Source organism: Fluviibacter sp., from assembly GCF_057744235.1.
The window spans coordinates 13,699-37,450 of the sequence record NZ_JBIJFP010000007.1; the positions used below are offsets into that span (position 1 = coordinate 13,699).

General features: G+C 57.9%; 16 protein-coding genes. 8 read left to right on the forward strand and 8 right to left on the reverse strand.

What is annotated here, in order from left to right; all coding sequences use genetic code 11:
* Positions 1–11 precede the first annotated feature (11 nt).
* Both leuS and AC3GOJ_RS05375 read right to left on the reverse strand, forming a co-directional pair.
* Positions 12–2,636 carry a leucine--tRNA ligase gene (gene leuS / locus AC3GOJ_RS05370; protein WP_488236438.1) on the reverse strand — a complete coding sequence of 875 codons (2,625 nt, stop codon included), beginning with the start codon at positions 2,634–2,636 and terminating at the stop codon, positions 12–14.
* A gap of 268 nt (positions 2,637–2,904) precedes the next feature.
* Positions 2,905–3,270 (reverse strand): hypothetical protein, encoded by a 366-nt coding sequence (locus tag AC3GOJ_RS05375; RefSeq protein WP_488236439.1) that lies wholly within the window; start codon positions 3,268–3,270, stop codon positions 2,905–2,907.
* 196 nt (positions 3,271–3,466) lie between these two features.
* Here AC3GOJ_RS05375 and AC3GOJ_RS05380 point away from each other — a divergent pair, with 196 nt between their 5' ends.
* The 3 genes from AC3GOJ_RS05380 to dnaE are packed head-to-tail and all read left to right on the forward strand — an operon-like array spanning position 3,467 to position 10,694.
* Entirely contained in the window at positions 3,467–5,812 is a 2,346-nt protein-coding gene (locus AC3GOJ_RS05380; RefSeq protein ID WP_488236440.1) for a UvrD-helicase domain-containing protein, read from the forward strand.
* Complete coding sequence (locus tag AC3GOJ_RS05385) at positions 5,809–7,140, forward strand: deoxyguanosinetriphosphate triphosphohydrolase (RefSeq protein WP_488236441.1); 1,332 nt, start codon at positions 5,809–5,811, stop codon at positions 7,138–7,140. Before AC3GOJ_RS05380 ends, AC3GOJ_RS05385 begins: the two co-directional genes overlap by 4 nt.
* Positions 7,141–7,157: 17 nt before the next feature.
* Positions 7,158–10,694 (forward strand): DNA polymerase III subunit alpha, encoded by a 3,537-nt coding sequence (dnaE, locus tag AC3GOJ_RS05390; protein WP_488236442.1) that lies wholly within the window; start codon positions 7,158–7,160, stop codon positions 10,692–10,694.
* Here the strand turns inward: dnaE and AC3GOJ_RS05395 are convergent.
* Together AC3GOJ_RS05395 and metG are read right to left on the reverse strand one after the other, a co-directional pair.
* Positions 10,596–12,317, reverse strand: coding sequence for a SulP family inorganic anion transporter (locus AC3GOJ_RS05395; protein WP_488236443.1), 1,722 nt, complete (start codon positions 12,315–12,317; stop codon positions 10,596–10,598). The two genes, dnaE and AC3GOJ_RS05395, sit on opposite strands and share 99 nt — an antisense overlap.
* 128 nt (positions 12,318–12,445) lie before the next feature.
* Entirely contained in the window at positions 12,446–14,572 is a 2,127-nt protein-coding gene (gene metG, locus AC3GOJ_RS05400) for a methionine--tRNA ligase (protein WP_488236444.1), read from the reverse strand.
* 143 nt (positions 14,573–14,715) lie between these two features.
* On the opposite strand from metG, the gene apbC reads away from it, so the two are divergent.
* The gene (gene apbC / locus AC3GOJ_RS05405; protein WP_488236445.1) at positions 14,716–15,816 is read left to right on the forward strand and encodes an iron-sulfur cluster carrier protein ApbC; all 1,101 of its coding nucleotides are present in this window, start codon (positions 14,716–14,718) and stop codon (positions 15,814–15,816) included.
* Between the two features lie 27 nt (positions 15,817–15,843).
* On the opposite strand, the gene AC3GOJ_RS05410 is transcribed toward apbC, so the two are convergent.
* Both AC3GOJ_RS05410 and AC3GOJ_RS05415 read right to left on the reverse strand, forming a co-directional pair.
* Positions 15,844–16,137 (reverse strand): DUF1330 domain-containing protein, encoded by a 294-nt coding sequence (locus AC3GOJ_RS05410; RefSeq protein ID WP_488236446.1) that lies wholly within the window; start codon positions 16,135–16,137, stop codon positions 15,844–15,846.
* A gap of 33 nt (positions 16,138–16,170) precedes the next feature.
* On the reverse strand, positions 16,171–16,674 hold the full coding sequence (locus AC3GOJ_RS05415) for an HPP family protein (protein ID WP_488236447.1): 504 nt from the start codon (positions 16,672–16,674) through the stop codon (positions 16,171–16,173).
* 61 nt (positions 16,675–16,735) lie between these two features.
* On the opposite strand from AC3GOJ_RS05415, the gene AC3GOJ_RS05420 reads away from it, so the two are divergent.
* The 4 genes from AC3GOJ_RS05420 (at position 16,736) to AC3GOJ_RS05435 (ending at position 21,653) form a co-directional block, all read left to right on the forward strand.
* Positions 16,736–17,326 carry a TetR/AcrR family transcriptional regulator gene (locus tag AC3GOJ_RS05420; protein ID WP_488236448.1) on the forward strand — a complete coding sequence of 197 codons (591 nt, stop codon included), beginning with the start codon at positions 16,736–16,738 and terminating at the stop codon, positions 17,324–17,326.
* A 108-nt stretch (positions 17,327–17,434) separates the two neighbouring features.
* Positions 17,435–18,001 (forward strand): dCTP deaminase, encoded by a 567-nt coding sequence (dcd, locus tag AC3GOJ_RS05425; protein WP_488236449.1) that lies wholly within the window; start codon positions 17,435–17,437, stop codon positions 17,999–18,001.
* Positions 18,002–18,094: 93 nt separating this feature from the next.
* A complete protein-coding gene (locus AC3GOJ_RS05430; RefSeq protein WP_488236450.1) occupies positions 18,095–20,332 on the forward strand; it encodes an Orn/Lys/Arg family decarboxylase in 2,238 nt (745 codons plus the stop codon).
* 25 nt (positions 20,333–20,357) lie between these two features.
* A complete protein-coding gene (locus AC3GOJ_RS05435; RefSeq protein ID WP_488236451.1) occupies positions 20,358–21,653 on the forward strand; it encodes a dicarboxylate/amino acid:cation symporter in 1,296 nt (431 codons plus the stop codon).
* Here the strand turns inward: AC3GOJ_RS05435 and AC3GOJ_RS05440 are convergent.
* Complete coding sequence (locus AC3GOJ_RS05440; protein WP_488236452.1) at positions 21,604–22,110, reverse strand: dihydrofolate reductase; 507 nt, start codon at positions 22,108–22,110, stop codon at positions 21,604–21,606. The two genes, AC3GOJ_RS05435 and AC3GOJ_RS05440, sit on opposite strands and share 50 nt — an antisense overlap.
* The gene (pgi, locus tag AC3GOJ_RS05445) at positions 22,103–23,749 is read right to left on the reverse strand and encodes a glucose-6-phosphate isomerase (RefSeq protein ID WP_488236453.1); all 1,647 of its coding nucleotides are present in this window, start codon (positions 23,747–23,749) and stop codon (positions 22,103–22,105) included. Before pgi ends, AC3GOJ_RS05440 begins: the two co-directional genes overlap by 8 nt.
* Between the last annotated feature and the right edge of the window lie 3 nt (positions 23,750–23,752).

Below are 23,752 nucleotides of genomic sequence, written 5' to 3' on the forward strand. Positions count from 1 at the left end.
GATGGCATCACTTAGGCAACAATGTTAACCAGACGGCCAGGCACCACCACGACTTTTTTCGGTGCGGCACCGTTAAGCTGTTTCTGAGCAGCTTCACTGGCCAGCGCCGTGGCTTCAATCGTGGCTTTATCGGCTTCAGCCGCAACCTTAATGCTGCCACGGTGTTTGCCATTGATCTGCAGGACCAGCTCGATTTCCGACTGGATCAGGGCTGCCGGGTCACAGACGGGGAAGCGTTGCGTGGCGACGTTTTGACCTGGCTTCAATTCGGTATAGATCGCTTCGCCAATGTGCGGCACTATCGGGAACAGCATCAGCACGGCGGCTTCCAGCAGTTCCTGGCGCAACGCACGGCCAGCATCATCGTCCAGTGGTGTTTTGTCGGCGGCGTTGAGTAGCTCCATCACGGCAGCAATCACCGTATTGAACTGCTGCCGGCGACCGTAGTCGTCCGATACCTTCTGAATGGTCTGATGCAGTTTGCGGCGCAGATCCTTCTGCGCGTCACTCAGTGCCGTGGTGTTATCGGCAGCGGTCACGATGCCGGCCGAGACATGCTCAAAGGCCAGTTTCCACAAACGACGCAGGAAGCGGTGGGCCCCTTCCACGCCGGCATCCGACCACTCCAGTGACTGATCGGGCGGGCTCGCGAACATCATAAACAGACGCGCCGTATCGGCACCGTACTGATCAATCAGAATCTGCGGATCAACGCCGTTGTTCTTCGATTTCGACATCTTTTCCGTACCACCGATGATCACCGGCTGGCCGTCGGCTTTGAGCACGGCACCCGTGGGGCGGCCACGCTCATCGATGGCGACATCCACGTCGGCCGGGTTGAACCACAGCTTCTTACCGTTCTCAGCTTCGCGGTAGAAGGTAGGTGCCACCACCATGCCCTGCGTCAGCAGATTTTTGAACGGTTCGTTCAGTGTCAAGCCGTTGTCCTTGAACAGATCCACATCGCGCATCAGCTTGGTAAAGAAGCGGGCGTAGAGCAAATGCAGAATGGCGTGTTCGATGCCGCCGATGTACTGATCAACGCCACCCTGCAACCAGTAGGCCGCGCGTTCATCCACCATTTTCTGGGGGTTGTTGGCACAGGCGTAACGCACGAAGTACCACGACGACTCGACGAAGGTATCCATCGTGTCGGTTTCGCGTTTAGCCGCTTTGCCGCACTTCGGGCAGGTGGTTTCGTAAAATTCGGGCATGCGGGCTAGCGGTGAACCTGCGCCGGTGATTTCCACATTCTCAGGCAGCACGACCGGCAGCTGATCATCCGGCACCGGCACGTCGCCGCAATCGGCACAGTGGATGATCGGAATCGGGCAGCCCCAGTAGCGCTGACGGGAGATACCCCAGTCGCGCAAGCGGAACTGCGTTTTCTTCTCGCCCAGGTCTTTAGCCACAAGATCAGCAGCAATTTTGTCGACGGCCTGACTGTAGTTCAAGCCATCATAAACGCCGGAATTAATGCAAAGACCACGTTGCTTATCGCCATACCACTCCTGCCAGGCGGTGGTGTCGAAGGTCTCGCCTTCCACGGCAATGACTTGCGTCATCGGCAGATGGTATTTTTTGGCGAAAGCAAAGTCGCGTTCGTCATGGGCCGGCACGGCCATCACGGCGCCATCGCCATAGCCCATCAATACGTAGTTGCCTACCCACACCGGTACCTGAGCACCGGTGATCGGGTGGGTCACGGTGACACCGGTATCCACACCGGATTTCTCCATGGTGGCCAGATCCGCTTCGGCCACGCCGCCCTGCTTGCAGTCGGCAATAAAGGCGGCCACGGCCGGGTTTTGTGCGGCAGCTTTCTGAGACAGCGGGTGTTCCGGGGCAACGGCTACATAGGTCACGCCCATGATGGTGTCGGCGCGGGTCGTGAAGACCCACAGCTTTTCTTCCTGGCCATCCAGCGTGTACGGGAATGCGAAGCGCACACCCACACTCTTGCCGATCCAGTTTTTCTGCATCAGGCGCACCTGTTCGGGCCAACCGGTCAGCGTGTCCAGGTCGTTGAGCAGTTCGTCGGCGTATTTCGTAATCGCCATGTAGTACATGGGAATCTCGCGCTTCTCGATGAGCGCGCCGGAACGCCAGCCGCGGCCATCAATGACCTGTTCGTTCGCCAGCACGGTCTGGTCCACCGGATCCCAGTTTACCGTCCCCAGTTTTTTGTAGATCAGGCCTTTTTCATACAGACGGGTGAAGAGCCATTGTTCCCAGCGGTAGTACTCCGGGGTACAAGTGGCCAGTTCGCGTGACCAGTCAAAAGCAAAGCCCAGGCGCTGCAATTGTGCGCGCATGGCGTCGATGTTGGCATAAGTCCAGTTGGCGGGCGGGACATTGTTCTGTAGGGCAGCGTTTTCGGCAGGCATGCCGAAGGCATCCCAGCCCATCGGCTGCAGCACATTGAAACCCTGCATGCCGTGATAACGCGCCAGCACATCACCGATCGTGTAGTTGCGCACGTGTCCCATGTGCAGCTTGCCGCTGGGGTAGGGAAACATCGACAGGCAGTAATACTTGGGCCGGTCGGGGTTTTCCACGGCAAGATCGGTACGGGCGTTTTGCCAGTGGGTTTGTGCGGCCGTTTCAATGTCGGCGGGCAGATATTTTTCCTGCATGGCGTTTTGTCGTTCTGAATGCGTCAAAACGCCAGATTATACTGGGTGGCGAGCCGAAATCTGCCTGATTCTGCAGGCTATTGTGGCGTGCCGCCTCGTTCAGACGGCGCTGCGCGCCGATTCACTCCGCAGCGCACCACAACAGCCCAGGGGACTACCCATCGCTTTATCTGTGTTGCGGGTAGCACTGTAGAACGAATCGGCGCGTAGCGCCGTCTGAGTGACACACGCATACCCGCATCACAGGGAAAAGCCGTTTATTACGAGATCAGCGCGCCAGCTGTGGTGGCGTCATCGCCTGTTGCCAGAATTTGGCAATGGCACCGCTAGCAATCAGTGCCATATCTCCTAGGCGCGCCTGATGGCGGCACAGCCAGGCAAATTGGTCCGGCTGTTCGGTGTATTCCGGGGTCAGCGGCAGGCCGGCTTCCTGGCCGATACGCTCAATAAATAGCGCCATGCGGGCTTTGGCCAAGGCGGCGGCATCGCTACCGACTTCCGGGAGCTCTAGGCAGGTCAGATCCCAGAGCGCCTTGGCGCGGGTTTCGCTGATGCCGGACTTGCTGGCAAACCAAGGGAGTACCTCAGGATAAGGCGGTTTGTTGCTAACGTGATGATTATTCGTGTTTTTCATGCTTTTTTCTCCAGGGGCGGGCGCTGATGGCGACCGGGTTTTATGCAAACCGCCTTTTTGTGAAAGACGGTTTTGTTGCACTGCACAACATTATGGAGGGTATAACGATGAAATTCAAGAAAAGTTGACGATCAGTATAAAAATCTTTTGTTTCAGTGCGTTATAAAACGCAATCCTTTAGCCGGATAATACGGGTATGACTTTGCCGACCCAGCCCCCTTTGTCTGACAGTGTAATTCCGGATGCCTTTGGTGGGCCGGTGGGCTCGCCGCCGACAGGGCGTGCCGCTGCGAGCGGGCAGGAGAATCCGTTATTACAGGGTTTGAATGCGCCGCAACGGCAGGCGGTCTGTCTGCCGGCTGAGCATGGTCTGATTCTGGCCGGTGCCGGCTCGGGTAAAACCCGGGTGCTGACCACGCGCATTGCCTGGCTGATGCAGACGGGGCAGGTTTCGCCGCAGGGCATTCTGGCGGTGACCTTTACCAACAAAGCGGCGCGCGAGATGCTGACGCGGCTGTCGGCGATGGTGCCGATTAACGTGCGCAGTCTATGGGTGGGCACCTTTCACGGTTTGTGCCACCGCCTGTTGCGGACGCACTGGCGCGCCGCGCGTTTGCCGGAAACTTTTCAGATTCTCGATACGGGCGATCAGCAGGCAGCGCTCAAGCGCCTGATCAAGGCCATGGGCGTCGATGAAGAGCGCTTTCCTGCCCGCGACATGATGCATTACATCAATGCCCTCAAGGAGCAGGGTATTCGCGCTGGTCAGGCCGAGGCCCACGATGCGCATACGCGCCGCAAGGTGGAGATCTACGCCGAGTATGAGGCGCAGTGCCAGCGGGAAGGCGCGGTCGATTTTGCGGAGTTGCTGTTGCGTGCCTATGAGCTGCTGCAACAGGATGAAGGCTTGCGCACGCATTATCAGCTGCGCTTCCGCCATATTCTGGTGGATGAGTTTCAGGATACCAACCCGCTGCAGTACGCCTGGTTGCGGCTGTTGTGCGGGCCTCAGACCTGCATTTTTGCGGTGGGTGATGACGATCAGTCGATCTATGCCTTCCGTGGGGCCGATGTGGCCAATATGCGGGCTTTCGAGCGGGATTACGCCAAGGGCAATGTGATTCGTCTGGAGCAGAACTATCGTTCCCACGGCAACATTCTGTCGGCGGCCAATGCCTTGATTACGAACAATGCAGATCGTCTGGGCAAGAACCTGTGGACGGATGCCGGCGACGGCGAGTTGATCCGGGTGTTTCAGGGGGTGTCGGATCTGGATGAGGCCCGCTACATTGTTGAAGAAATTGGCGAGCTGAGCCGCGAAGGCATGCCGCGCCATCAGATGGCGTTGCTCTATCGCTCCAACGCGCAATCACGGGTGCTGGAACACGCGTTGTTCCAGGCGGGTATTGCGTATCGCGTGTACGGAGGATTGCGCTTCTTCGAACGACAGGAAGTGAAACATGCGCTGGCCTATCTGCGCCTGATTGCCAACCCGGAAGACGACACGGCCTTTTTGCGCGTGGTGAACTTCCCGACGCGCGGCATTGGTGCGCGCAGTCTGGAGGCCTTGCAGGTCGAGGCGCGTCAGCTCAACTGCAGCATGTACAACGCAGCGGCCAGCCTGACCGGTAAAGCCGGGACGGCCGTTGGCCAGTTCATTCGGCTGATGGAAGGGCTGCGAGCGGAAACCGCCGGCCTGACGCTGCCGGAAGTGATTGATCATCTGCTGGATCGTTCTGGCTTGCGTCAGCATTATCAGGCAGAGCGCGAAGGGCAGGATCGACTGGAGAACCTGGAAGAGCTGGTCAACGCGGCGGCCACCTTTGCCGAGGATCCCGAGGCGTCGCGCAATATCGATGCCGAGACCGGCGAAGCGACCAGTCTGTTGGCGGATTTTCTGGCGCATGCAGCGCTGGAAGCAGGGGAGCATCAGGCCGGCGATTCGGATGATGCCGTGCAGTTGATGACGGTGCATTCGGCCAAGGGCCTGGAGTTTTCGACGGTCTTTATTGTGGGGCTGGAGCAGGGGCTCTTCCCCCATGAAAACGCGATGATGGCGCGTGATGGGCTCGAAGAAGAGCGCCGCCTGATGTACGTGGCGATTACGCGGGCACGCCAGCGCCTCTACCTGTGTCATGCGCAAACGCGCATGTTGCATGGGCAGACCCGCTACTGTCTGCCGTCGTCGTTTCTGGATGAATTACCGGAGGCGCTGTTACAACGGCTGAATGCCGTGCCGGCCTGGGCCACAGGCATGGGGGCGAACAGCGGTGGTGGCAATGGCTCGTGGCGCAACGGCTCCTGGTCGAAAGCGCCGGAGGTAGATATGGGCACCCGCGTGGCCGCTCGTGCGGCAGCCGGCAGTTCCCGTGAGAGCGCGGGGGGCTTTCATGTGGGGCAGAGCGTGGTGCACGCCAAGTTTGGTGCCGGGGTGATTCTGGCCGCCGAAGGCCGCGGCGACGAAGCACGTGTGCAGGTTCGATTTGGTCAGGCGGGCACCAAGTGGCTGGCCCTTGCGTTCGCTAAACTGGAGGCAGCATGATGACCCCTCAGGAGCGCTGGCTCAAACTGCTGTCGCCGGAGCGCCTGGGTGCCCCCGCCGAACATGTGACCGGCCATTCGCCGGATCGAAGCCGTTTTCAGCAGGATTACGACCGCATTGTCTTTACCTCGGCGCTGCGTCGTCTGAAAGACAAGACCCAGGTTTTTCCGCTGGCGCAAAGTGATTATGTCCGTACGCGTCTGACGCATAGTCTGGAAGCCTCCTGTGTGGGGCGCTCGCTCGGTGCGATGGTGGGCCGGGCCATTGTGGATCGACACGGTCTGGCACCCGAGGTACACCCCTCCGATTTCGGTGCGGTAGTTGCGGCGGCTTGTCTGGCGCATGACATTGGTAACCCGCCGTTTGGCCACGCGGGTGAGGATGCTATGCGGGCCTGGTTTGCAACCCATGACGCCTATCTGCAAGGGCTGAACGCGCAGCAACAAGCCGATCTGCTCAACTACGAAGGTAATGCCCAGGGGTTTCGTATCCTCACGCATTTGCAGAACCCGACCAATCCGGGTGGGCTGCAACTGACCTGTGCCGTGCTTGCCACGTTTGCCAAATATCCGCGGGGCGCTTATCTGGCTGAACCGCTGTCAGGCAAGAGTGCCCGCAAGTTTGGTTACTTTGCTGCCGAGGCAGAACTGTTTGCCCAGGTGGCCGAAACCGTGGGCTTAATACCACGGGCACCCGGTGCCTGGTTCCGCCACCCGCTCACCTTTCTGGTCGAGGCGGCGGACGATACCTGCTATCTGGTGGTCGATATCGAAGACGGCGTCCAGCAGGGTTGCGTGACCGCAGAACAGGCCGAGTCGCTATTGCTGGATCTTGCCGGTGGTCCGGCGTCCGCCACGCGGCTGAAGCATCTGAATGATTCCAAGCGTCGCATCGAGTACCTGCGCGCGCGCGCGATTGGCCGTCTGGTCGATGAAGCCGCACGGATCTTTCTGGAGAACGAGGTCGCCATTCTCGACGGTAGTTTTGATCAGGCGCTGTTGGATGTGTCGCCGGTCAGCGCCAGTTTGCAGAAGGTGCGTCAGGTGGCTGAAGAGCAGATCTATAACGCCCGTCAGGTGATGGAAGTGATGGCGGCCGGTTACGAGGTGATCAGCGGCCTGCTCGATGGCTATGTGATTGGTGCGTGTGATCCGGCGAACAGTCGTTATCGTGTGTGGCGCAATCTGCTGCCTGCCGATTTCGATCAGACAGCCGGTGACGGCAACTATCTGCGTTTGCTGCAGGTAGCGGATATTGTGGCCGGGATGACGGATTCGTATGCCGTGTCGGCCTATCGTCGTTTGAAGGGTATTGAACTGCCGGGTTAACCGTGTGGTCGTGATGTATGTTGCCTGATTTTGTTCACCTCCGTCTTCATTCCGAATACTCCATTTCGGACGGTATTGTCCGACTCGACAAGGCCGTGGCGCGGGCGCGTGATGATGGCCAGCCGGCGCTGGCGCTGACGGATCTGGGTAACGCCTTCGGTTTGGTCAAGTTTTATCAGGCGGCGCGCAAAGCGGGTGTGAAGCCATTGCTGGGTGCCGATGTCTGGGTGGGGGATCCGCAGGCACCGGAGTCGGCCTCGCGCTTGCTGTTGCTCTGCCGTAACAACCTCGGTTATCGCCAGTTGTGTGAATTGCTGAGCCGTGGCGCCTTGCATCCGGGACGCCGGGAGCGGGTGGTGCTGGATCCTAACTGGTTCAGCGAGATTGGCTGTGACGGATTGATTGCCCTGTCCGGTGCGGCCGAGGGCGATGTGGGGCAGGCCATTCTGCAAGGTCGTCTGGATGAGGCGGCGCAACGTGCGACGTTCTGGAAGCGCCTGTTCGGCGATGGCTTTTATCTGGAGGTGCAGCGTTACGGGCACCCCGATGAAGACCTCTTGGTGACGCAGACCGCCATCCTGTCACTGGATGTGGATGTACCACTGGTGGCCACGCATCCGGTACAGTTTGTCGATCGTGATGATTTCCGGGCGCATGATGCGCGGGTTTGTATTGCTACGGGTTATACGCTGGCGGATAAACGCCGACCACGCGTATTTACAGAGCAGCAGTACTTCCAGACGCGCGCCGATATGGCCGAGCGTTTCTCCGATATGCCGCAAGCACTGACGAACGCGTACGAAGTGGCGCGTCGCTGTAATGTGACGTTGACACTGGGCAAGAGTTTTCTGCCGGATTTTCCGACGCCCCATGGCGAAGGGCTGGATGAGTTTCTGGTGGCAGAGGCGCGCCGTGGCCTCGCCGAACGCCTGAAACAGTTATACCCGGATGAGGCAGAGCGTGCCTCACGCCAGGCGGAATACGATGAGCGGCTCGACTTCGAATGCCAGACCATTGTTCAGATGGGCTTTCCCGGTTACTTCCTCATCGTGGCCGACTTCATCAACTGGGCCAAGAACAATGGCGTGCCGGTCGGTCCGGGGCGGGGTTCGGGGGCCGGTTCGCTGGTGGCGTATTCGCTGGGCATTACCGACCTGGATCCGCTGGCCTATGCACTGCTGTTCGAACGTTTTCTGAACCCGGAGCGGGTGTCGATGCCTGACTTCGATATCGACTTCTGTCAGGACAATCGCTGGAAGGTAATCGAGTACGTACGAGATAAATACGGCGCGGACGCGGTGTCGCAGATTGCGACCTTCGGCACGATGTCATCCAAGGCCGTGATCCGTGATGCGGGACGCGTGCTGGATCTGCCGTATAACTTCTGTGATCAGCTATCGAAGCTTATTCCGGTGGTGCAGAACCGACCGGTCTCGCTGGCGGAAGCCCTCTCTGCTGAGCCGCAGTTGCAGGAACGCTACGAACGCGAAGAAGAGGTGAAAGAACTCTTTACGCTGGCCAACAAGCTCGAAGATCTGACGCGTAACGTCGGTATGCATGCCGGGGGGGTGCTCATTGCCCCGGGCAAACTGACGGATTTCTGCCCGCTCTACGTGCAGCCGGGCAGTGAATCCGCGGTGAGTCAGTACGATAAGGACGACGTGGAAAAAATCGGCCTGGTGAAGTTTGACTTCCTGGGGCTGCGTAACCTGACGATTATCGAGCTGGCGCTGGATTACGTGCAGCGTCTGACCGGTGAGCGGCCGGATCTGAATGCCCTGGCGTTTGATGACCCGGCGGCTTACCAGATTCTGAAAGATGCCAATACAACGGCGATCTTCCAGGTGGAATCGGAGGGCATGAAGAAGCTGCTCAAGAAGCTGGCCCCCGACCGCTTTGAAGACATCATCGCGGTGCTCGCACTCTATCGACCGGGCCCGCTGGGATCGGGGATGGTGGACGATTTCATTCTGCGTAAGAAGGGCCTGCAGAAGATCGACTATTTCCACGAATCGCTTAAAGGTTGTTTGACACCGACCTATGGCGTGATTGTGTATCAGGAACAGGTGATGCAGATCTCGCAGCTGATTGGCGGCTATACGCTGGGTGCGGCCGATATGCTGCGCCGGGCGATGGGTAAGAAGAAACCCGAGGAGATGGCCGAGCACCGTGGCATCTTTAGCGAAGGTGCTAAAAAAGATGGCATCGACGAAAAGCTGGCCATGCAGCTCTTCGATCTGATGGAGAAGTTTGCCGAGTACGGCTTTAACAAATCCCACACGGCCGCCTATGCGGTGGTGACGTATCACACGGCCTGGTTGAAGGCGCATCATGCGGCTGCGTTTATGGCAGCGACTTTATCGTCGGATATGGACAACACCGATACGGTGAAGATTTTCCACGACGATGCCAAGGCGAATGGTCTGACGATTCTGGGGCCGGATGTGAATGCTTCCGAGTTCCGTTTTGCGCCGGTGGATGCGAAGACCATTCGTTATGGGCTGGGTGCGATCAAGGGCACAGGCGAGAACGCCGTGAATGCGATTGTGGCCGCCCGTCAGACGGGTGGGCCGTTCAAGGATATTTTTGATTTCTGCCATCGGGTTGATCGTAAGATCGTTAACCGTCGTGCGATGGAAGCGCTGGTGCGCGCCGGGGCCTTTGATGCGATCGATCCGGAACGCTCACGCGTGTTGTCGCAGGTCTCTCTGGCGGTGGAAACCGCCGATCAGGCGGCGGCGAATGCCCATCAGAACAGTCTGTTCGGGATGGATGATTTCGCAGCCCCCGCGCGAGCACCGGTCAGCCCGGAGGGAAATACGAGTTACCCGCGCTGGACAGACCGACAGCGCCTCATCGAAGAAAAAACGGCACTGGGCTTCTTTTTCTCTAGCCATCCTTTTGACATCGTGCGCGCCGAAGTGCGCCCCATGTGTTCGACACCGATTGGTCGGCTGGAGGCCGGCCGTGACGCCACGCTGGTGGCCGGCATTGTGACCGATGTGCGTACGCAGATGACGCGCCGGGGCAAGATGGCGTTCGTGACGCTGGACGATGGCGAGGGTCGAATTGAGGCGGCCGTGTTCAGCGAGTTGTTCGACGCGCAGCGTCACAAGCTGCGGATGGATGAATTGCTGCTCGTTGAGGGCAAGGTGAGTCGTGACGAATTTCGTGATGCATTGAAGCTGGGTGTTGATCGTCTGATGACTTTTAACGAAGCTCGAGCACAGTGGGCGCAAGGCTTAGAGCTGGATCTGCGCGGTGTCGATATTCGAGCGCTCGGCGGTGTTCGTCGCTTGTACGATTTGATGCAGCCGTTTGCCCAGTTAGCAGAATCGGCAACGGGTGGTCGTGGCTGCCCCGTGACGCTGCTGTATAGCAATGGCAAGGCCGAAGCCGTGCTGGAAATCGGCAACGGGCTGCGTGTGCGCCCTGATACCGATCTGATTGACAGCTTACGCAGCCTGCTCGGCTGCGACCGGGTCCGACTGGATTATCAGTTGGGCACGCAGCAGCGCGTCCGTCAGGCTATGACTGATGCCCCGTGGGCCTAAGGCCTCGGAGAAGCCCGAACGTTCGATCATCGATGCCGGCTGATCGTTCAGACTGCAGATGATGAGCTGACCGCCCTGTTTGTTCAGGGTGCGGTTCAGCGTTTGCAGAATATCGAGGCCGGTGGTGTCGAGCGATACGGTTTTCGACATGTCCAGAATCAGAATCTGGGTGTGGTGCGTCGGGTCGGCGATCAGCGCTTCCAGTTTGCCGATGGACGCAAAGAACAGGGAACCATAAATCTTGTAGGCCGCGATGCGGGAGACACCATCGTCGCCACTCAGCGCGCCAGACCCGTAGTAGGCTTCCAGCGGAATGCGTTCAATCTGAGTCAGGTCAGACATACGGTAGAGATAGAACAGACAGGCCAGAATCATGCCCAGTTCTACGGCCAGCGTCAGGTCAAAGACCACGGTGACGATGAAGGTCGAGACCAGGATGATGCGGTAGGGCATCGGATAGCGTTTCAGAATCACAAATTCGTGCCATTCGCCCATGTTCCAGGCCACCAGCATCAGAATGGCCGACAGGGCCGGTAGCGGCACGTACACGGCAGCCGGTGCAGCGACGACAACGACCAGCAGCAGGGTCAGCGCATGAAAGATACCGGAGAATGGGCTGCGCCCACCGGCGCGTACGTTCGTGGAGGTACGGGCGATGGCACCGGTGGCGGCAAAGCCACCAAACAACGGCGCGACGATGTTGGCCAGACCCTGCGCCATGAGCTCCTGATTCGGATCATGGCGATCGTCAATCGCCGCATCGGCGACGCGGGCCGAGAGGAGTGATTCAATAGCGCCGAGCAGCGCAATGGCAATCGCCGGTTGAATCAGCTGGTTCAGCGTCGAGAGCGACAGCGTCGGCAGCGCCAGGGCCGGAATGTCACGCGGGATGCCACCGAATTTTGAGCCAATGGTTTCAACGGGGAAAGAAAACGCTGCTTGCAGGCCGGTGGCCACCAGCAGCAGGGCGAGCGGCCCCGGGATTTTGCCGAGGGCCGGAATCCACCGGCCAGCCCGTTTGTTCCAGAGGATGAGGGCCACCAGTGAGATGGCCGACATGGTGACCGTGGGCATTTGCATGGTGCCGGCAAAATGCCAGAGCGTCTCCATGCGCTCGAAGAACTCGGCTGGCATGCTGGGAATCTGCAGACCGAAAAAGTCCTTGATCTGGCTCATGAAGATGACCACGGCAATACCGTTGGTGAAGCCGATGACCACACTGATCGGGATAAAGCGGATCAGCACGCCCATTTTGGTGATGCCCATGACAAAGAGCAGGACGCCGGCGATCATCGTGGCGACCATGAGATTCTGGAAACCGTAGATGCTGACAATCCCAAAGACAATGGGAATAAAGGCGCCGGTCGGGCCACCGATCTGAACGCGTGAGCCGCCGAGCAGCGAAATAATGAAGCCGGCAACGATGGCCGTCCAGATGCCTGCGGTAGGCGAACAACCGGAAGCAATGGCAAATGCAATGGCCAGAGGCAGGGCCAGCACACCGACGGTCACGCCGGCGGCCATATCCTTGGCCAGCAGTTCCGGCGTGTAATCCTTCAGGCAATCAAGGAGTTTGGGGCGAAAACGCGCCAGCGGTAATTTGCCGCTGGATTTGCCGGACATAGACGACGCCGGCGGAAAAGATCCATTGATCTCTGCCTCACTCATAACACCCTCCCCAGGTGCAGTGTTGACTGCTCCCGGGTTTTTATTTTTGGAGGGAGCCTGTTGATTCCCTATAGTGTAACCGGTTATTTAACGCGCATGCCAGCCTGAGCGCCAGAATCCGGGCTCAGAATGTAGAGGCCTGGCTGGTTGCCATCGGTATCCGAAGCTGCCAGTACCATACCCTCAGACATGCCGAACTTCATTTTGCGCGGTGCCAGGTTGGCTACCATCACGGTGAGGCGGCCGACCAGTAGTGCCGGGTCGTAGGCCGATTTGATACCGGCAAAGACCTGGCGATATTTGGGCTGGTCGTTATCTGTTTCGCCAATATCCAGCTGCAGACGGATGAGCTTGTCGGCACCATCGACGTGTTCGGCATTGACGATCTTGGCGATCCGCAGATCGACCTTGGCGAAGTCGTCAATGCTGATGGGTGCGTTATCTTCCGCGGGTGCGGCATCGGGTTTCTTGTCCATTTTTTTCTCGGTCTTCTGATCGGTCTTGCTGGCTGGGGTCGTGTCGGTGGCCTGCAGCGATTGCGCATTGGCGGCGATCAGCGCATCGACCATGGGTCGCTCAATCCGGTTCATCAGGTGCGCGTATTCGTTGATACGGTGACCAGCCGGCAACGGCTGACGGGCATCCGCCCAGGTGAGTGGTGCGCCGTTGAAAAAGCGTTCAACCTGGAGGGCTAATGCAGGCAGTACCGGTTTGAGCAAGACCGTCAGGCTGCGGAACAGATTCAGCGCGGTGGTGGCCACGATGTGGAGTTGATCACGCTGCTCGGGGTCTTTGGCCAGCAGCCAGGGCTGTTTATCGTTGACGTACAGGTTGGCTTCATCGGCCAGACACATGATCTGACGCATGGCGCGGGCGCTGTCGCGCGCCTCCATGGCTGCGGCAATTTCAGTCAGCGCTTCATCGGTCATGATGCGATCAAACACGGCACGATCGGTGTCGCCGAGTAAGCCATCGAACTGTTTCTTGATAAAGCCGGCGCAACGGCTGGCAATGTTGACGTATTTGCCGACCAGGTCGCTGTTCACCTTGGCGATGAAGTCGTCGAGGCTGAGGTCGATGTCTTCCATCGTGCCGTTGAGCTTGCTGGCGAAGTAGTAGCGCAGCCATTCCGGGTTTAGTTTCTGTTGCAGGTAACTTTCGGCGGTGATGAAGGTGCCGCGCGATTTCGACATCTTGGCGCCATCGACCGTCAGGAAGCCATGGGCGCAGATGCGGGTCGGGACGCGGAAGCCGCCTTCATGCAGCATCGCTGGCCAGAACAGCGCGTGGAAATAGAGGATGTCTTTGCCGATGAAGTGAATCAGCTCGGTCTTGGCATCCGGCTTCCAGTAGGCGTCGAAATCCAGCCCTTCTTTTTTAGCCAGGGCCTTGAAGGCGCCCATGTAGCCGATCGGGGCGTCGAGCCAGACATAGAAATACTTGCCCGGCGCATCGGGAATGGCGAAGCCGAAGTACGGCGCATCGCGCGAGATGTCCCAGTCGCTGAGCTTGTTCTCGCCGGCGGCACCGAGCCATTCCTGCATCTTGTTGGCGGCTTCATGCTGCAGCACCGGGATGCCATCCGGGGCGCTGCGCGTGAAATCGCGCAGAAACTGCTGGCAGCGCGGGTCCGAGAGTTTGAAGAAGTAGTGTTGCGAAGGACGCAGCACCGGGACGCTGCCCGACACGGCGGAACGCGGATTCTTCAGTTCGGCAGGCGTATAGGCCGCACCGCAGGATTCGCAGTTATCCCCGTACTGATCAGCGGCGCCACACTTTGGGCACTCGCCTTTGATAAAGCGGTCGGGTAGGAACATACCCTTTTCTTCATCGTAATACTGCTCGATTTCTCGGACTTCGATGAGGCCGGCATCACGCAGATTGCGGTATATGGTTTCGGCGCACTCACGGTTTTCATCGCTGTGTGTCGAATGATAGAGATCAAAAGCAATATTGAAGCCGGTGAAGTCGCGCAGGTGCTCCTGATGCACGCGGGCGATGAGCGCCTCGGGCGTGATGCCTTCCTTTTCGGCGCGCAGCATGATGGGCGTGCCGTGCGTGTCGTCGGCGCAGACATAGGTCGCGTTGTTGCCGATGAGTTTCTGGAAGCGGACCCACATATCGGTCTGGATGTATTCAACCAGATGGCCGAGATGGATGGCGCCGTTGGCGTAGGGCAGAGCGGAAGTGACGAGTAGCGTACGTTTCATGGCCGCAATTTTAGCCGATCAGGCGCTGTTGGCAGGTGTTTTTAAGGAATTAACCGGTTGATAGGGCGTAAAATTAGCGTAAACAAGTGTTTTCGTCCCAAGTAGGCGAAAGCCGAGTGTTCCCCTTAAACAACGGAGTTTTTATGAGCACTTCTGATCAACATGCATTGCTGGCCCGTGCCGGCGAAATTCTGACTGGCCTGGTGGATCCGGCCACGGCGCTGCCTTACTGGTCGGCAAATCAGGTGGCGAGTGCGCTGACGCTGGCGGATGACGTTTTGCAGGTGCGGGTGACGGTCGGTTATCCGGTGGCCTTGGCAGCTCAGGCGATTGAAGCGCGGGTGCGTAGCGCATTGGCGGTGTTGGGTTCTCAACCGGTGCAGGTTGATGTGCGTGCTCAGATTGAATCGCACGTCGTGCAGCGTAATCTACCGCTGCTCAAAGGCGTCAAGAATCTGATTGCCGTCGCTTCAGGCAAAGGGGGCGTTGGTAAAAGCAGCACGGCCGTGAATCTGGCCTTGGCGCTCTCGCGCCATGGAGCGAAAGTCGGTCTGCTCGATGCGGATATTTATGGCCCCTCCATCCCCCAGATGCTGGGCATTGGTGGAGAGCAGCCGCACTCACCGGATGGCAAACATATTGAAGCCCTGCGGGCGCATGGCATTGCGCTGATGTCGATCGGTTTCCTGGTGGACGCTGAGTCGCCGATGGTGTGGCGTGGCCCGATGGTGACCTCGGCGCTGGAGCAGCTGCTGCGCGATACGCTATGGGGTGAACTGGATTATCTGGTGGTGGATATGCCGCCGGGCACGGGGGATATCCAGTTGACGCTGGCGCAGAAGGTGCCTGTCACAGGGTCGGTGATTGTCACGACACCGCAGGATATTGCCTTGCTCGACGCGCGAAAAGGCATTCGTATGTTCGAAAAGGTCGGCGTGCCGATTCTGGGTGTTGTGGAGAATATGTCCATGCATATTTGCACGAACTGCGGTCATGCCGAGCCGATTTTCGGCGAAGGCGGTGGTGAGGCGCTGGGTGCCGATTATCACGTGCCGCTGCTAGGCAAGCTGCCGCTGGATCGGCGCATCCGGGCAGGTCTGGATGCTGGTCAGCCGATGGTGGCGACTGATCCCGAGTCGCCAATCAGCCAGGAATATCTGGCAATTGCCCTCAAAGTGGCCGGTGCTGTGGCGGCAAAAGCCCGCGATACCAGCCATAAATTCCCGAAAATTGTGATTGAGTAGAACTGGCCGACACTGAAACTATGGCGGTTAAGTTGTGATTTGCAACAAAGTGAGATCCATAGCCCTGCTTCGAATCGGCAGAAGCGCTTGATATTCCGGGCTGTTAGCCCAGCGATCCGCATCATATGATGTGGGGAATGTCAGTTCAACAAAGGCATTGCATTCGCCGCAGGGCAATTCGTTCCAGTAGGTTTTTGCATAGCTGCCCCGAGCCGTAACGGTGCCGTTATAGCGCTCGACCGTAATGCCAACTTGGCTACGATAAACCTCAAAAGCTGCAGGGTCTCTGAGTCGGATTAATCCGATGAGTTTTATGGTCATATGTCTTCCTTGTGAAAATCAATGTGATGCGTCTTACCAGTATTTCGGATAGCGTGCGGTGCGGGTGAGATTCAGATATATCAAGGCGACCAGCACGAGGATGGGGCTTCCTGTGAGCGTTGGAAATAGCAGAAAACTCCAGGAGGGTGCGGTGAGAAATACAATAACCGGATTAGATCCCGCGGGTGGGTGAACCGTTCGGGTCCACATCATGGCGGATATGGCGAGGCCGACGGCTAACGCGAGTGCCCACCAATGTGGACCCAAGAAGGTTAAGCAAGCAAGACCGATGACTGTGCTCAGGCAGTGGCCCAACACCACGTTTCGCGGTTGAGAAAATGGTACGTCCGGGAATCCGAATACGAGCACGCACGTCGCGCCAAAAGAGCCGAGTATCAAAACAGCTTCGAGTGATTGCGCGAGAAACGCAATGAGACCGATAGCGAGCATACCGCCCACCCCGGCAAGGCAAATGAGTTTTTTGTCCAGCGGTGGTGGTAGTGCTGCACCTTCCCCATAGAATTTGTGTAAAAACACGGCGACACTCCTAGGTTAAGTTTGGAGTAGACAGATCTGTCTACGTTCGAATATTAACAAAGTGGACAGATTTGTCTACACTTCCGAAATGGTCGATAAAAACTCCAAGCATTCCGCTCGTGATCGCATTCTGTTGACTGCGCACGATCTCTTTTATCGTGACGGTATCCGTGCGACGGGCATCGATCGGATTATTAAGGAAGCGGGCGTTACAAAAGTCACCTTTTATCGGCACTATCCCAGCAAAAACGAACTCATTCTTGCTTATCTTGAATACCGCCATGCATACTGGATGGATTGGTTTGAAACTGCTGTACAGCGACACGCAGAAAGCCCATCGCATACGCCTGGTTCCTTGATTGTTAGCGTGCTTCGGGAGTGGTTCGAGAGCCAGACTTTCCGCGGCTGCGCTTTTATTAATACAACGGCAGAATTTGATGGTGCTATAGCGGGGGTCGGTGACACCATTCGTCGTCATAAAGCGGGCATGAATGAAGCCTTGCGAAAGCTCTTTAAAGACACGAAGTTGGCGGGCAAGGAAATTGCCGTTGGCTTGGCTGTGGATGGTGCAATCGTTCGCGCACAGATTGACGGCATGCCGGATGCAGCATTGCAAGCACTGACAGAAATTCTGATAGTTTTGCAAAAATAACGCCGAAGTAGCGAATTCTTGTGTTTTTGCCCGATCATGGCCGGCTCGCGGTACAATTTCCGCCAATTTTGTTGATTTCGAGACCCCGCTGGGGCACCTGGAGCCGGTATGAGCATCAAGTCTGACAAGTGGATTCGCCGTATGGCCGAGCAGCACGGCATGATCGAGCCGTTTTCGCCCGAGCTCGTTCGTGAAGTGAATGGTCAGAAGATCGTTTCGTACGGTACGTCGAGCTACGGTTACGACATCCGCTGCGCTCGTGAGTTCAAGGTGTTCACCAATATCAACAGCACCGTGGTGGATCCGAAGGCGTTTGATCCCAAGTCCTTTGTTGAAGTTGAATCGGATGTCTGCATTATTCCCCCCAACTCGTTTGCGCTGGCCCGTACGGTGGAGTACTTCCGTATCCCCCGTAGTGTGCTGACGGTCTGTCTGGGCAAAAGCACGTATGCCCGCTGCGGCATCATCGTGAACGTGACGCCGTTCGAACCGGAGTGGGAAGGCTACGTGACGCTGGAGTTCTCGAATACAACGCCGTTACCTGCCAAGATCTATGCAGGCGAGGGCTGTGCCCAGGTGCTGTTCTTTGAATCGGATGAAGTGTGCGAAACCTCGTACAAAGATCGTGGTGGCAAATACCAGGGTCAGGTCGGTGTCACACTCCCGAAAATTTAAACCGTTAGACTCGTTGGGTCGGCAGTATTCGCGCCGCGTGTTCTGGCTTTGGCCGACACGCGGTGTTTCCTTTCTGGCTGAGGAGCCATTGCTATGAAGTTCCATTTTCCGATCATCATCATTGATGAAGACTTCCGTTCCGAGAACGCGTCTGGTTTAGGTATTCGCGCGTTGGCAGAAGCCATCGAGAAGGAAGGCATGGAAGTGCTGGGTGTCACCAGCTACGGTGACCTGAGCTCGTTTGCCCAACAGCAGAGCCGTGCCTCGGCATTTATTCTGTCGGTGGATGACGAAGAGTTGTTGAACGATGAAGAGCAGACCATTGCCGATCTGCGTGCATTCGTTGAAGAGATCCGTTACAAGAATGCGGATATCCCGATCTTCCTGCACGGTGAAACACGAACCTCGCGTCATATTCCGAATGACATCCTACGCGAGCTGCATGGCTTTATTCACATGTACGAAGATACGCCGGAGTTTATGGCGCGTAACGTCGTGCGTGAGTCCAAGGCCTACCTAGACTCGTTGCCACCGCCGTTCTTCCGTGCCCTGACGCACTATGCTGCTGATGGCTCTTATTCGTGGCACTGCCCGGGGCACTCCGGTGGCGTGGCCTTCCTGAAGAGCCCGGTCGGCCAGATGTTCCACCAGTTCTTTGGTGAAAACATGCTGCGTGCCGACGTCTGTAATGCCGTAGAAGAACTTGGTCAGCTGCTGGACCATACTGGGCCGGTGGCGGCTTCGGAGCGCAACGCTGCACGGATCTTCAACTGCGACCATCTGTACTTTGTTACGAACGGTACATCGACTTCGAACAAGATCGTCTGGCATTCGACCGTGGCGCCGGGAGATATCGTGGTGGTGGATCGTAACTGTCACAAGTCGATCCTGCACGCGATCATGATGACGGGTGCCATACCTGTATTCCTGATGCCGACGCGTAATAACTTCGGCATCATTGGGCCGATTCCGAAGAGCGAGTTTTCCTGGGAAAGTATCCAGAAGAAGATCGCGGCTAATCCGTTCATCACCGATAAGAACGCTAAGCCGCGCGTGCTGACGATTACGCAGTCGACTTATGACGGCATTCTCTACAACGTCGAAGAGATCAAAGAGATGCTCGACGGCAAGATTGATACGCTGCACTTTGACGAGGCCTGGCTACCGCACGCGGCCTTCCACGATTTCTATGGCGATTACCACGCCATCGGTGCAGATCGCCCACGTTGTAAAGAATCGATGGTGTTCTCGACGCAGTCGACACACAAGCTGTTGGCCGGCCTGAGCCAGGCCTCGCAGATTCTGGTGCAGGATTCGGATGATCGTAAGCTGGATCGCGATGTCTTCAACGAAGCCTATCTGATGCACACTTCGACGTCACCGCAGTACGCGATTATCGCATCGTGCGATGTGGCCGCGGCCATGATGGAAGAGCCGGGTGGCCCGGCGCTGGTGGAAGAATCTATTGCCGAAGCCCTTGATTTCCGCCGCGCCATGCGCAAGGTGGATGAAGAGTGGGGCGCTGACTGGTGGTTCAAGGTCTGGGGACCGGATGATCTCTCGGAAGAAGGTATTGAAGAGCGTGAAAGCTGGATGCTCAAGCCGGGCGAGCGCTGGCATGGTTTTGATCAGTTGGCCGAAGGTTTCAACATGCTGGATCCGATCAAAGCGACGATCATTACGCCGGGGCTGGATGTGGACGGCTCGTTCTCGGAAGATATTGGTATTCCGGCGGCCATTGTGACCAAGTATCTGGCCGAGCATGGGGTAATTGTCGAGAAGTGTGGTCTGTATTCCTTTTTCATCATGTTCACGATCGGTATTACCAAGGGCCGCTGGAACACGATGGTGACCGAGCTGCAGCAGTTCAAGGATGACTACGACAAGAACCAGCCGCTGTGGAAGGTATTGCCTGAGTTTTGCCAGAAGTACCCGCGCTACGAGCGGGTGGGGCTGCGCGATCTGTGTCAGCAGATCCATGACGTTTACAAAAAGAACAACGTTGCCCGTCTGACGACTGAGATGTATTTGTCGGATATGGTGCCTGCCATGCGCCCGGCCGATGCATTTGCCAAGATGGCCCACCGAGAAATCGAACGTGTGGCGATTGATGATCTGGAAGGCCGCATCACGGCGATGCTGGTGACGCCCTACCCACCGGGCATTCCGCTGCTGATTCCGGGTGAGCGGTTTAACAAATCGATCGTGAACTATCTGCAGTTCGCGCGCGAGTTCAACGAGCGCTTCCCGGGCTTTGAGACGGATGTCCATGGCCTGGTGAAGGGCGAAAAAGACGGTAAGACGGCCTACTACGTCGACTGCGTCCGTTAATCCGTGCCTCGGTCAGGAGTCTCATATGGGTGCTAAGCCAGATGCTCAGCCACCGACCAAGAGTCGTTTAACCCAGTTCATTCTCGGCGCCCTGGTGCTGGGTGTGGCATCTGGTGCTGCAGTCCATCATCTGGGTGCTGGCAGTGATTTTTCGCAGGCTTACGCGGATAATATTTCGCTGCTGACGGATGTGTTTCTGCGCATGATCAAGATGATCATCGCGCCGTTGGTGTTTGCGACGCTGGCGGTTGGTATTGCCAGCATGGGGGACAGCAAAACCATTGGTCGGGTCGGTGCCAAGACTTTTGGCTGGTTTCTGACGATGTCGTTTCTTTCGCTGCTGCTGGGGTTGTTCATGGTCCAGTTACTGCAACCCGGTGCGGGGGTGCATCTGGAGATGCCGGCCGCCTCTGCAGCCACTGGGCTGACGGCACCGGGTAACCCGCTGGCCAATTTTCTGCATCACGTGTTTCCGGTAAGCATTATAGATGCCATGGCCAAGAATGAAATTCTGCAGATCGTGGTGTTCGCGGTGTTCTTTGGGCTGGCAGGCGCAAATCTGGGGGCGCGGGCGGACGAGTTCTTCCGTAACCTGGATATGCTGTCGCACCTGATGCTACGCATCACCACGATGGTGATGAACTTCGCACCGGTCGCCGTATTTGCCGCGGTGTCGGCGGTGATTGCCAAGAGTGGCCTGGGCATCCTGATGACCTACGCGCAGTTCATGCTGTCGTTCTATGCCGCGATTGCCGTACTGTGGGTGGTGATTGTGCTGGCGGGTTTTCTGGTGCTCGGTAAGCCAGTGTTTACGCTCGTGGGCATGTTGCGCCAGCCCCTGGTGCTGGCCTTTACGACGGCGAGTTCCGAGGCGGCTTATCCGAAGACGCTGGAACAGGTGGAACGCTTCGGTGCACCGAACCGTATTGCGTCGTTTGTGCTGCCGGTGGGTTATTCATTTAATCTTGATGGCTCGATGATCTACTGCACCTTTGCCACGCTGTTCATTGCGCAGGTCTATGGTATTGAAATGAGCCTGGGACAGCAGTTCCTGATGCTGTTAATGCTGATGGTGACCTCCAAGGGCATTGCCGGTGTGCCACGGGCGTCCCTGGTGGTGATTGCTGCCACGCTGGCTCACTTCAATATTCCGGAAGCCGGCGTACTGCTCATTCTGGGCGTGGATCACTTCCTGGATATGGCCCGCTCAGCCACCAATGTGCTGGGCAATGGTGTGGCGACCGCCGTGATTGCCAAATGGGAAGGCGTGCTCAAGCACGACGGTAGCGAACCAGTGCATACGGAAGCGACGACGCACTGACGTGCTGGGTGCGGGCTTCTTCGGTCCAGTGGGTACCTATGGCGGGGAACGATGTGTCGCCCACGGCATCGATGCCGACCTCCGTGATGATCAGGGTCGACGCCAGCGGTAAGGCCTGGCGATAGAGCTCGGCCCCCCCGATGACAAAGGCCGCAGCGTCGCCAACGGCCGTCAGAGCCGCAGGCAGACTACCGAACACTTCGGCACCTGTTGCCGCATAGCCGGCCTGCCGCGTGATCACGATGTTGCGGCGATTGGGCAGCGGTCGACCTAAAGACTCCCAGGTTTTACGACCCATGATGATGGGGTGGCCACTGGTGGTGTCCTTGAAGTGCTTCAGATCTTCAGGCAGGTGCCAGGGGAGCGTGCCGACGCCGGCATCGTTCGTGGCACCAATGATCCCGTTGCGAGCGACGGCCACAATGATGGACAGATTCGGGTAGGGCGTGTCAGCCATGCGTTGTTTGCGTCCAGTTGATTAGGCCACAGGTGGAGGCATCCAGCGTCTCCTTCGTGGCATCACCGTTGAGTACAGGGAGCACGCGCGATGCCAGTTGTTTGCCCAGCTCCACGCCCCATTGGTCAAAGGAATTGATGCCCCAGATGACACCCTGCACGAAGACCTTGTGCTCATAGAGCGCTAGCAGCAGGCCGAGATGATACGGATCCAGTCGGGGCAGTAATAAGGTGGTCGATGGCTGGTTGCCAGCAAAGACCTTGTGCGGCAGCAGTGCGTCCCGTTGTGCGGCCGAGAGGCCGGCAGCTTCCAGTTCGCTGCGGGCTTCGGCTTCGGTTTTGCCGAAAGCCAGGGCTGCGCTCTGAGCGAAGCAGTTTGCCAACAAAGGCGCTTGGTGACCCGGCAATGGATAGTCGCTCAGCGCCGTGGCGATGAAATCGCAGGGGACCAGCCAGCCGCCCTGATGCAGCAGCTGGAAGAACGCGTGCTGACCATTGGCGCCGATTTCACCCCAGACAATGGGGTTAGCCGGACAGGTCAGTGGATGACCGTCACGGTTGACCGTTTTGCCGTTGGATTCCATCTCTAGTTGTTGCAGATAGCCTGGGAGATGGCGCAAGGATTCGTTGTAGGGCACGATGGCCGAGGTATGAGCGCCGAGGAAGTTGGTGTTCCAGATCCCGAGTAGCGCCAGCAGAACCGGTAGGTTGTCTTGTAGTGGTGTTGCGCGGAAGTGGCGATCCATCGCCTGTGCGCCGGCCAGCAGACGCTCGAATCCGCTCATGCCGATGCTGACCGCCAGCGGTAGACCCACGGCAGACCACAGTGAGTAACGCCCACCGACCCAGTCCCACATGGGTAACACCTGGGCTGGCGGGATACCGAACTCTGCAGCGCGTTCCGGATGCGCCGAAACGGCGACAAAATGTTTGGACAGCGTTTCTTCAGAGCCCGTGTGTGCGAGCATCCAGTTGCGGGCGCTGGCGGCGTTGATCATCGTTTCCTGTGTCGTGAAGGTCTTGCTGGCGATGATGAACAGGGTCGTGCGCGGATCCAGTGTTTCCAGTAGCGGTGCCAGATGGGCGCCGTCGAGGTTGGAGACGTAATGCACGTGCAGGCCGGGGTGCGCGAAGGCTGATAGCGCACGCGTTGCCATTTTGGGGCCGAGATCCGAGCCGCCGATACCGATGTTGACGACATGACGGATCGTTTCGCCGGTGTAACCCTTCCAGCTCCCGCTGCGGAGGCGCTCAACGATGCCGGCCATCTGTTCTCGTACCAGACGGACATCGGGCATGACATCGTTGTCGGTGGACGGGAAGGGCGTGTCATCCAGGTGGCGCAATGCCGGATGCAGTACGGCACGTTCTTCGCTGACGTTGATCTTCTCACCGGCGAACAGACGTTCGCGCCAGCCGGCCACATCGGCGGCTTCCGCCAGCGCAACGAGATGGTTCAGCGCATCCTGATCCAGGCGCTGTTTGGAAAAGTCCAGCAGCAGACCATCGGCCTGGCGCGAGAAATGTTGAAAGCGGTCGGCGTTTTCGGCAAACAGGGTGCGCAAATGGGTATCTGCCAGGCGCTGATGGGCCGCATTGAGACGCGACCAGGCCGGTGTCTGAGTGATATCGCGGGTCATGGC

Bases quoted from the DNA above. Each gene is read 5' to 3' on its own strand.
- leuS (WP_488236438.1), bottom strand. From the start codon at position 2,636: ATGCAGGAAAAATATCTGCCCGCCGACATTGAAACGGCCGCACAAACC.
- AC3GOJ_RS05375 (WP_488236439.1), bottom strand. From the start codon at position 3,270: ATGAAAAACACGAATAATCATCACGTTAGCAACAAACCGCCTTATCCT.
- AC3GOJ_RS05380 (WP_488236440.1), top strand. From the start codon at position 3,467: ATGACTTTGCCGACCCAGCCCCCTTTGTCTGACAGTGTAATTCCGGAT.
- AC3GOJ_RS05385 (WP_488236441.1), top strand. From the start codon at position 5,809: ATGATGACCCCTCAGGAGCGCTGGCTCAAACTGCTGTCGCCGGAGCGC.
- dnaE (WP_488236442.1), top strand. From the start codon at position 7,158: ATGTTGCCTGATTTTGTTCACCTCCGTCTTCATTCCGAATACTCCATT.
- AC3GOJ_RS05395 (WP_488236443.1), bottom strand. From the start codon at position 12,317: ATGTCCGGCAAATCCAGCGGCAAATTACCGCTGGCGCGTTTTCGCCCC.
- metG (WP_488236444.1), bottom strand. From the start codon at position 14,572: ATGAAACGTACGCTACTCGTCACTTCCGCTCTGCCCTACGCCAACGGC.
- apbC (WP_488236445.1), top strand. From the start codon at position 14,716: ATGAGCACTTCTGATCAACATGCATTGCTGGCCCGTGCCGGCGAAATT.
- AC3GOJ_RS05410 (WP_488236446.1), bottom strand. From the start codon at position 16,137: ATGACCATAAAACTCATCGGATTAATCCGACTCAGAGACCCTGCAGCT.
- dcd (WP_488236449.1), top strand. From the start codon at position 17,435: ATGAGCATCAAGTCTGACAAGTGGATTCGCCGTATGGCCGAGCAGCAC.
- AC3GOJ_RS05430 (WP_488236450.1), top strand. From the start codon at position 18,095: ATGAAGTTCCATTTTCCGATCATCATCATTGATGAAGACTTCCGTTCC.
- AC3GOJ_RS05435 (WP_488236451.1), top strand. From the start codon at position 20,358: ATGGGTGCTAAGCCAGATGCTCAGCCACCGACCAAGAGTCGTTTAACC.
- AC3GOJ_RS05440 (WP_488236452.1), bottom strand. From the start codon at position 22,110: ATGGCTGACACGCCCTACCCGAATCTGTCCATCATTGTGGCCGTCGCT.
- pgi (WP_488236453.1), bottom strand. From the start codon at position 23,749: ATGACCCGCGATATCACTCAGACACCGGCCTGGTCGCGTCTCAATGCG.